This window comes from Aquibium carbonis, assembly GCF_003970795.1.
In the GTDB taxonomy this organism is placed as follows: domain Bacteria; phylum Pseudomonadota; class Alphaproteobacteria; order Rhizobiales; family Rhizobiaceae; genus Aquibium; species Aquibium carbonis.
This window is the reverse complement of sequence record NZ_RWKW01000006.1, coordinates 1-9,005: the sequence shown is the minus strand read 5'-3', so window position 1 is coordinate 9,005 and position 9,005 is coordinate 1. Positions and strand designations below refer to the sequence as shown.

12 protein-coding genes and 1 pseudogene are annotated in these 9,005 nt (G+C 67.9%); 6 read left to right on the top strand and 7 right to left on the bottom strand.

Annotated features, from left to right (window positions below; genetic code table 11):
- The coding region (locus tag EJC49_RS02785; protein WP_148106285.1) for a hypothetical protein at positions 1-250 on the bottom strand (250 nt) is incomplete at its 3' end.
- 280 nt (positions 251-530) lie between these two features.
- On the opposite strand from EJC49_RS02785, the gene EJC49_RS02780 reads away from it, so the two are divergent.
- Complete coding sequence (locus EJC49_RS02780) at positions 531-905, top strand: Hpt domain-containing protein (protein WP_245453238.1); 375 nt, start codon at positions 531-533, stop codon at positions 903-905.
- A gap of 110 nt (positions 906-1,015) precedes the next feature.
- A complete protein-coding gene (locus tag EJC49_RS02775; RefSeq protein WP_126697941.1) occupies positions 1,016-1,336 on the top strand; it encodes a 2Fe-2S iron-sulfur cluster-binding protein in 321 nt (106 codons plus the stop codon).
- A gap of 78 nt (positions 1,337-1,414) precedes the next feature.
- Here EJC49_RS02775 and EJC49_RS02770 read toward each other — a convergent pair whose 3' ends face one another.
- Positions 1,415-2,032 (bottom strand): DUF922 domain-containing Zn-dependent protease, encoded by a 618-nt coding sequence (locus EJC49_RS02770; RefSeq protein ID WP_126697940.1) that lies wholly within the window; start codon positions 2,030-2,032, stop codon positions 1,415-1,417.
- 92 nt (positions 2,033-2,124) lie between these two features.
- Between EJC49_RS02770 and folP the strand changes: the two genes are divergently transcribed.
- From folP to folK, 3 genes are read left to right on the top strand one after another with little or no spacing between them, the layout of a single operon-like run.
- Positions 2,125-2,988, top strand: a complete 864-nt coding sequence (gene folP, locus EJC49_RS02765) for a dihydropteroate synthase (protein WP_245453237.1) — start codon at positions 2,125-2,127, stop codon at positions 2,986-2,988.
- 28 nt (positions 2,989-3,016) lie between these two features.
- Positions 3,017-3,361, top strand: a complete 345-nt coding sequence (gene folB / locus EJC49_RS02760) for a dihydroneopterin aldolase (protein ID WP_126697942.1) — start codon at positions 3,017-3,019, stop codon at positions 3,359-3,361.
- Complete coding sequence (gene folK / locus EJC49_RS02755; RefSeq protein WP_126697939.1) at positions 3,345-3,863, top strand: 2-amino-4-hydroxy-6-hydroxymethyldihydropteridine diphosphokinase; 519 nt, start codon at positions 3,345-3,347, stop codon at positions 3,861-3,863. The genes folB and folK overlap by 17 nt, the downstream gene beginning before the upstream one ends.
- Positions 3,864-3,918: 55 nt before the next feature.
- On the opposite strand, the gene EJC49_RS02750 is transcribed toward folK, so the two are convergent.
- From EJC49_RS02750 to EJC49_RS02735, 4 genes are all read right to left on the bottom strand, one after another.
- Positions 3,919-4,467, bottom strand: a complete 549-nt coding sequence (locus tag EJC49_RS02750; protein ID WP_126697938.1) for a hypothetical protein — start codon at positions 4,465-4,467, stop codon at positions 3,919-3,921.
- Positions 4,468-4,566: 99 nt separating this feature from the next.
- Complete coding sequence (locus tag EJC49_RS02745) at positions 4,567-5,637, bottom strand: YcjF family protein (protein WP_126697937.1); 1,071 nt, start codon at positions 5,635-5,637, stop codon at positions 4,567-4,569.
- Entirely contained in the window at positions 5,634-7,097 is a 1,464-nt protein-coding gene (locus EJC49_RS02740; protein ID WP_126697936.1) for a YcjX family GTP-binding protein, read from the bottom strand. The genes EJC49_RS02745 and EJC49_RS02740 overlap by 4 nt, the downstream gene beginning before the upstream one ends.
- A gap of 73 nt (positions 7,098-7,170) precedes the next feature.
- Positions 7,171-7,680, bottom strand: a complete 510-nt coding sequence (locus EJC49_RS02735; protein WP_126697935.1) for a SixA phosphatase family protein — start codon at positions 7,678-7,680, stop codon at positions 7,171-7,173.
- Between the two features lie 295 nt (positions 7,681-7,975).
- Between EJC49_RS02735 and dksA the strand changes: the two genes are divergently transcribed.
- The gene (gene dksA / locus EJC49_RS02730; protein WP_425358788.1) at positions 7,976-8,377 is read left to right on the top strand and encodes an RNA polymerase-binding protein DksA; all 402 of its coding nucleotides are present in this window, start codon (positions 7,976-7,978) and stop codon (positions 8,375-8,377) included.
- A 169-nt stretch (positions 8,378-8,546) separates the two neighbouring features.
- Here the strand turns inward: dksA and EJC49_RS02725 are convergent.
- Positions 8,547-9,005: pseudogene (locus tag EJC49_RS02725) on the bottom strand (hypothetical protein); the annotation flags it as partial.

Below are 9,005 nucleotides of genomic sequence, written 5' to 3'. Positions count from 1 at the left end.
GCTTCGCGGGCCGGGCGGCCGCAGGGCGCGGCTCGGCCCTGGCAGGCGTGCCGGGCTGCTTGTGCCGGGTCGTCGCGCCGCGACCCTCGCGTGCCAGTTCGTCGGCGGCGAGCGAGATCTGGGCCTCGAGTTCCTCCATCGACGACGTCAGATCGATATCCTCGTCGTTGAAGGACACGTCCAGGGCTTGTTCAAGCTCCTTGTCGACGTCTGTCTCGAGGTTCCTGGTCGTCGTTGGTTTGCGAGCCATGCCTTGAAAACCCTGTACTAACGCGTCGTTCGAACTCGCTTGGAGCCCATGTGCAGGGCACCGCTTGCGCGGCGCACTTCCGGTTCGCGTATCGTAGTGACACACCTAGGTAAAGGAAACATGCATTCCGCCAGATGCGTAAAAGTTTAAACACAAGGTTAACGATGATTCGGAAATTGCGCCCGAATTTCGCCGCACGGCGCGGATTTTCGTTAACCAGCTGTCCACCCGCCACGGGTATCGATGAGACGGCGGGTTTTTTGAAGGCGGGTACAGCGTCATGGCGTCGATGAGTGTGGAAAACATGGCCTTCGCCATGCCCGGTGGCGAGAGCTGCGGCCAGTCGCGCGGCCGACCGGTCGACCTGACGCACCTGGCGCGGCAGACGATGGGCGATCGCGACCTCGAGCGCGAGGTGCTGGCGCTGTTCCTCAATCAGGCGCGGATCGTCGGCGACCGCATGGACGCGGCGACCTTGCCGGAGCGGGTGATGCTCGCACACGGGCTCAAGGGCTCGGCCCGCAGCATCGGCGCGTTCCGGGTCGCCGACATCGCCGACGCCGTCGAGCTCGATCCGGCCCGCAACGACAACCTCCAGAGCCTCGCCGAAGCACTCGCGGACGTCCGCGATTTCGTGTCGTCGATCATGCGCTGACACGAGCGGCATAGAATCGGACCTGCGCGCCTGCGTCGCAGGTGGCTCGGCATGGTTGACACCCGCGCGGGAAAAGCTAAGTCGACACGGAAACCCCCGGGGCGCACCGAATGACCACCATCACCTACATCGCTTTCGACGGAACCCGTTTCGAGGTCGATGCCCAGAACGGTTCGACCGTGATGGAAAACGCGATTCGAAATTCGGTCCCCGGAATCGAGGCCGAGTGCGGCGGCGCCTGCGCCTGCGCCACCTGCCACGTCTACGTGGACGAGGCGTGGTCCGCGCTGGTCGGCGAACCGGAGGCGATGGAAGAGGACATGCTCGACTTCGCCTTCGACGTGCAGCCGACCTCCCGCCTGTCGTGCCAGATCAAGGTGCGCGACGAGCTGAACGGTCTCGTCGTGAAGATTCCGGAACGCCAGGCCTGACGCCTTCGCCGGCGCGCATTGCCGGCCCGCTGGCGGCGGCGGTGTTTTTCGTCTGGCGTGGGGCAGGCGACACGCGCATCACCTGGGAAGGCGGCCGGCCTCGATCTGCTGCATCCGATAGGACAGAAGCCGCGTCAGCCTTCTCTCGAAGTTGATGCTCTCGATGCGATCGAACCGATCCTGCGCGGCATCGTGCTCGGCCAGGATGCGGGCGCTGATCGTGCCGGCCGCGGCCTTCACGGTCTCGCAGTCGCCACGCCGGCCGATGCCCTGAAGCGCTTCCTCGAGCTTGCGGGCATGGCTCTTGGCGATCTGGACATGCGATTCCTCGTGTCGGCGGATGTCGGCGTTGAGCGTGTCCCAGATCAGGCGGGTATCGGCATCGGAGCGGCCGCGCGCGCGCCAGTTCGGCAGGATCATCTTGGCCTTGACGCTGACCTCCGCCTTCTGGAGCCGGCACCATTGCGGCGTGCTGGCATAGGTGTAGCGGGTGGAGAACTGCATCTGTGTCGCGCCGGGATGGCGCTTGCCGGTCGAGGAAACCTTGGGTCCGCGCCGCGACAGTTCCTCATCGATCTCCTGGAGGGTGATCCCGCCGATCGTGAAATAGGAATAGGTGCGCGAGACGGTCTGGGCCGAACTGGCCCCCGCCATCCACACAAGACCCGCGCAGGCAAAAAGAAGCGTTCTCTTCATGGCCGTTTCCGATTAAGGCCAGCATGCGCCAGCCCGCGAAAGGTGGCAACTGCAATCGCGATGGCGGCAACTGAAATGACAGAGTTCGGACAATGACGAGCAGTTCAATGCGCAGGCTCGAGCGGACGTGGCGGCTTGCGCATGGCCGCACGCTCGAACTCGGCCGGCGCGCCGTGGTCATGGGCATCCTCAACGTGACGCCCGACAGCTTCTCGGACGGCGGCCGGTTCCTCGACGCCGATCGGGCCTGCGAACAGGCCGAGTTGCTGGTCGAGCAGGGCGCCGACATCATCGACATCGGCGGGGAATCGACGCGGCCGGGCGGCCCGCCCGTGTCGGCCGACCAGGAACAGGCGCGCATCCTTCCCGTCATCCGGGCGATCGCCGAGCGCACCGGCGCCCTGATCTCGGTCGACACCTACCGGGCCGATACCGCAAGGATGGCGATCGGCGCCGGCGCCCACATCGTCAACGACGTGTGGGGACTGCAACGCGACGAGGACATGGCGCGCGTCGTGGCGCAGAGCGGCGCCGGCGTGGTGATCATGCATACCGGGCGCGACCGCGACGTCGATCCCGATCCCGTGCGTGACCAGCACGTCTTCCTGGACCAGTCTCTGGCCATTGCCCGTGCAGCCGGTATCGCCGATGAGCGCATCGTCCTCGATCCAGGCTTCGGTTTCGGCAAGGAGAGCCCCGACCTGAACTTCGCGCTGATGCGACGGTTCGAGGAGTTGCAGGCGTTCGGCCTTCCGCTTCTCGTCGGGACCTCGCGGAAACGGTTCATCGGCCATGCGACGGGGCGGGAGGCGCCGGATCGCGATCCGGGCACGGCGGCGACCAGCGTCATCCTGCGGTTGGGCGGAGCCGACATTTTTCGCGTTCACGATGTCGCTTTGAACGCCGACGCGCTCAAGGTGGTGGATGCTATGATCGCGTCCGGACGGGCAGACTGAGGAGTTCCGCGTGAAGTACCAGATACGAATGAAGAATTGCGCCTTTTTCGCCCGGCACGGCGTGCTCGACGAGGAAGAGACGCTCGGCCAGCGCTTCTATGTGGATGCGGTGCTGACGGTCGAGCCGGCGAGCGCGCTGGAAGCGGACTCGATCGAATCGACCGTCGACTATGGCGTGGCCTTCAAGGTGATCGAGCGCATCGTCACCGGGCAGAGGCGCTATCTGATCGAGGCGCTGGCGATCGAAGTCGCCAAGGCGCTCTCGGAACGCTTTCCACAGATCCGCAGGTCCGAAATCACCATCCGCAAGCCGAACGCGCCGGTCGCGGGCGTCCTCGACCATGTGGAGGTGACGGTTGCCTGGCCGGAATGAGGTGACCGCCTATCTGGGTCTCGGCGGCAATCTGGAAGACCCGCGGCAGGCGATGGCGGCGGCGCTTCGGATGATCGACTCCGATCCGGGCTGCGCGGTCGTGGCGGTGTCGTCGATCTATCGGACGCCGCCCTGGGGAGACGTGGTCCAGCCGGATTTCCTCAATTGCGTGGCCCAGATCCGCACGAGCCTTTCGGCCCGTGCGCTGCTGGCGCTGTGCCTTGGAACCGAGAACGCGCTGAAGCGGGTGCGCAAGCAGCCGGGCGGGCCGCGCGTGATCGACGTCGACGTGCTGACCTATGGCGGGCAGACGCTGAAGGAGCCTGGACTCGAAATCCCGCATCCGCGAATGAGCCTGCGCGCCTTCGTGATGGTGCCCCTGCGCGAGATCGCGCCCGACATGAGGATCGGCGGCGAAACGCTGGACGAAGTGCTCCAGACCGTCGACCGGGGCGGGATCGCGGTGGTCGAGCCGGGCGGTGGCTGGTGGCGAACGGACTGAGCGGCGCGGGACGGCGTCGCGTGCGAAACGACGAGCCTTGCCAGCCCGGTCGGTTTCAGTCGCGCGCGATGGCGCCGACGGCGGCGGTGTCGACCCGCTTGAGGTTCATGCCGATGACCGGGACGAGTTCCTTGTTCACGCGAACCGACACGGTCACGCTCATGGTGTTGTCGCCCTTGAGGCTCGCGAGCATGGCACCGTTCAGATCGTTGCGGTTCAAGGCCATGACGACCTTCGACTTGCTGACGTTGCCCGAGACGATGTCCAAGCCTTCGCCGCCCGAACCGTCGAGGAACGTGCCCTTGTAGGAACGGCCCTTGCGCTCGATGCGGGCCGACATCTTCTGCGAGAACAGTCCGACGCGGCAGCTGCCTTCGAGCGCCATGCCGACGGCTCCCGTCGGGGTATCGCCGGTGAGCGAGCAGGTGAACTTCGTGCCCTTGTATTTGCCGGCGACGATCTCGCCCGGCCCGGACCATTCGCCGCGCACGTTCTGGAAGAACTGCTGATCGCCGTCTGCCGCGAAGGCGGAGGGCGCCTCCGACACGAAGGGCACGCTGGCCAGCAGCGGCAGGATGGCGGAACGACATACACGCTTGATCATGGGCACCGACCGAACAGCTTTTATCTGACCCGACCTTGTAGAAGATTGGTTAATGCTTCGTCTAGATGGGCCGAGGTCGATACCCGATTGCAGACATGGTTACGATGCGGGTCGCGCGGGCGTGTCCTTGCTACCCTGACCGGTGCCGGCGAAACGCGCCAGGGCGCCGAGATAGTCGCCCACGCTCGGGCGACGAATGGCGACGAAGGGCAGGGGCCGCACCGTGTCCATGGCCGCCATGCCGATGCGGACCGTCATCATGCCGTTCACCACGCCTTCGCCGAGCTTGGCCGAAAGCCGTGCCGCAAGGCCGTGGCCGACGAGTTGCTGGACGAGCGTGTCGCCTGCCGCCATCGAGCCCGTCACGGCGAGATGGGCCAGGACCCCGCGTGCCAGGCGCAGGAAGCCGAGCGTGCCGGGACGCGCGCCATAGAGTTCGGCGAGGCGTCGGATGAGGCGGCTGGCCTCGTAGAACACGTAGACCAGGTCGACGATCGCGCGCGGGCTGATGGCGGTGACGACCGAAACGCGCTTGCCGGCGTCGAGAATCAGCTGCTGGGCGGCGGCGTCCAGCGGCGCCAGGAGTTCGGTCTCGGCCAGCCGGATCAGGTCGGGGCCGTCGATGACGTCGTGGCGCAAGGCTTCCAGCGTCTTGCGTCCGGCCGCCGTCTGCGGTCGGGCCGACAGGAAGCCGGCCAGGTCGTCGACCAGGGCGCGCGCCGCCTTGGGGTCGTTCCGGGTGAGCGCGTCGGTGGCCCGACGGCTGAGGTTTTCGACCGAGGACAGTCGCGACAGGGCGATCGCCTCGCGCGCCAGCAGGGCGACGAGCGCGGCGGCCGCAACCGCCGCCAGGCCTGCACCGAACCAGCCGAGCCAGTCGGCGCGGGCGAACAGCGAACGGATGAGATCGTCGATCGACAATCCGACCGCCAGCGACACGAGGATGCCGGCTGCGCCGAAGAAGATGGCGCCCAAGCGGGAGCGGCGGCGGGGCGCGGGCGGGGGAGGCGGCGCGGCCTGGTCGACGTCGCCGTCGAAGACGTCGATCTCGGCCGGCGTGACGACCGCCATGTCGGCACCGCGAAGCGCGCGGGGCTCGCGCTCGGGTTCGGCGTTCTCGGTGCGGTCCGGCGGCAGCCGGAACGCTTTTGGCGCGCGCTCGTCGCTCATGCCAGCCGATCTCCGATCAGAAACTGCAACGCCCGGTCGAGCCGGATGTGCGGCAGGGACAGCGTGACGCCGTCGGCGCTGCGTTCGAGCTTCGGCGGCCGGAAGCGGACGAAGCGGATGGCGCGGCTCTGTCCCGCAAGAGCCCCTGCATCGAAGAGCGCGTCGGGCGATTTCGGCAGGTCGCCGGGGAAGACGGCGGTCTCGGTCTCGCCGTCGAAGCTCTCGCCGCCGATGGTTTCGCCGGCCAGGGGCGTGCCGATGATGACGGGCAGTTCGTCGCGCCGCTGGGTGACCGTGCCCTCGCGGGTGGCTCGGACGGCAGCCAGCGCCAGCACGTCGACGGCGGCGCCCGACACGTCGGCGCGCGCGGCGGCGCGTTCGGTCAAGCGCCGGACGATCGCCTGGAGGCGGTCGTGGCTGGTGTGGTGGATCTGGTCTGCCTTCGTCGCGGCGATGAGGATGCGGTCGATGCGCCGCGACAGGAGGCCCGAGAAAAGCCCGCCGGAGCCCGGGCGGAAGCAGCCGAGGATCTCGGTCAGGGCGCGCTCCAGATCGGCGAGCGCCGCCGGCCCGGCGTTCATGGCCTGCATGACGTCGATCAGCACGATCTGGCGGTCGAGCCGCGCCACGTGCTCGCGAAAGAAGGGCTTCACCACATGCGTCTTGTAGGCCTCGTAGCGGCGCTCCATCATGGCGCGCAGCGACCCGGGCCGGGCGCGGCCTTCGCGCAGCGACCGCAGGGGCGTGAAGGTGAGCGCGGGCGAGCCCTCGAGGTCGCCCGGCATCAGGAACCGCCCGGGCGGCAGGGTCGAGAGGGCGCGTTCGTCCTGACGGCAGGCGCGCAGATAGGCGGTGAAGACCTCGGCCAGACGCCGCGCGGTCATCTCGTCGGCATCGGCATCCGGATCGATCGTGCCGGCAAGCGCCAGCCATTCGGCGGACAGGTCGGCGCGCACGGGCAGGGCGGCCAGCTGGACGGAATCGGCTGAAAAGGCGGCGTAGTCCTTGCCGAGAAGCGGCAGGTCGAGGAGCCACTCGCCGGGATAGTCGACGATGTCGATGGCGATCCGTCCGCGCGACAGCATGCGCCCCCAGGCGGAGGCCGATTCGAACTCGATGGTGAGGCGCAGTTCCGAGATCGCGCGGGTGGATTCGGGCCAGGTCCGGGCGTTGAGCAGCGCCGCCACGTGGTCCTCGTACTGGAAGCGCGGCACCGCGTCGTCGGGCTGGTGCTCGAGGTAGGCGCGGGCGAGGCGGCCGGACTTCTGCGCCTCGAACAGCGGCAGGCGCCCGCCATGGATGAGATTGTGGACGAAGGCCGAGATGAAGACCGTCTTGCCGGCGCGCGACAAACCGGTCACGCCCAGCCTGAGAGAGGGGGAGACGAGGCTCGCGGCCCGGCCGGTCAAGGTGTCGAGGGCGATCAACGCCTCGTCGGTCAGATTCGTGAGAGACGCCAACCGTCAACCTCGCCTGCGCTGCATTTTGCCGGATATAGGCCTGCGACGGGCAATTTGTAATCCCGGTCCGCCTTCAGCGGTCGGTGGGAACGAAGAACGCCTCCAGCGTCGCGGTGCCGAGCATCGCTTCCGACAGGTCGTCGGCGAAGGACAGGATGGCGAGGCCCCCGGTGGGGAAGCCCTTGTCGAGATCGGCGCGGGCGCGGCCGACACAGGCGGCGGAGAGACCGATCGCCAGATCCTCGATCGCTGGGTTGTGGCCGACGAGCAGGAGCGATCCGTTCGCGCCATTGTTGCGCACGATGTTCAGGTAGCCACCGGCATCGGCGGCGTAGAGCGTCTCCGACAGGAGCGCTTCACCGGGTTTCATGTCGAGGATTTCGGCCACTCCGCGCCAGGTGTCCAGGGCCCGGCGCGCAGGCGAGCAGACGACGCGGTCGGGCCGGTGACCGTTGGCCTGCATGATCGCGCCGACGGCCAGGCTCTCCCGACGCCCCGCCTCCGTCAGCGGACGGTCGAAGTCGCGGTCGCCGGGTTCGGCCCAGGCGGCCCGCGCGTGGCGCAACAGGAAAAGGCGGCTCATCGGACATCCTCCCTCGGCGCTTGCGCGGCCCTCGGACCGGGAGCATTACCGACAGGCCCGACGCGACGCAACTCGCATCGTCGGCACCGATCGGGGTGGGCCTGAATTGCCCTCGATTCGGGCATGTCGTGCCCGCGAAACCGGCAGGAGACAGCGGTCTGCCCCGTGTTCGGCAGCCCTCGATGTTCGGCTAACAAACGCGTGACTTTGTTCACCTTTCAGCTTGTGCAGGTGGGGTCTCGCGAATATATAGGCGCCGGTCCATAGCTATGGGGAGACTCGGGTGAGCGAAACCATGGAAGACTACGTGCCGAGCGAGAGCGAGCCGTTCATGAACGAGCGGCAGAAGGCCTACTTCCGCGCCAAGCTCGCGACATGGAAGAACGACATCCTGCGCGAAGCGCGCGAGACACTCGAGATTCTCCAGCAGGAAAACGCCAACCTTCCCGACCTCGCCGACCGCGCCTCCTCGGAGACGGACCGGGCGATCGAGCTGCGGGCCCGCGACCGCCAGCGCAAGCTGATCTCCAAGATCGACGCCGCGCTGCAGCGGATCGAGGACGGGACCTACGGCTATTGCGAGGAGACCGGCGAGCAGATTTCGCTCAAGCGTCTCGATGCACGGCCGATCGCGACCCTCTCCATCGAGGCGCAGGAGCGGCACGAGCGTCGCGAGAAGGTCTACCGCGACGACTGACGCCGCTTTCGGCGCACATCCCCAGTCCACAACCCGACGGCGGCGGTCACGCGACCCTGCCGGTGTCCACGCAAGAGCCAGGCTGCCGGTGTGGCGGCGCCTGCCTTCACATCATGCCTGCGTGGAGAGAATGCCGGGCGGGTCAGGCCGCGCCGCGGCCCGGATCGCCTCAGCGGCGATCGCGCGACATTTCGCCGAGCAGCTTGTTCATCTCGTCGTCGATGTCGGCGGCCTTGTTGCGCGGGCGCTCGCGGGCCGGATAGCGGAGCGAGGTCTCCAGTTCCTGCAACAGCGCGTCGTCGAGGTCTGGCTCGACCGGCGCGGATTGCGGCCGCGTCTGCTGCTGGGCCCGGCGGGTCGCTTGGGCGCGCGACGGGTGCGGGGTCACCTGCGCCGTCATCGGCGGATCACGGAACTCCTCGGCCGGCTGCACGATGCCGGGCTGCGCGAAGCTTGCCTGGGCGAAGCTCGGCTGGGTGGCGGCCGGCAAGGTCACGCGCGGCATGACGGGCCTGATCGTCCGCTGCGGCGCGGCGGGAGACTGGGCCTGCGGCGCCATCGGCGCCATGGGCTTCTGGCGGACGGGCATGGGGGCCACGGGCGCCATCTGCGCGACGGCGACGGGTTG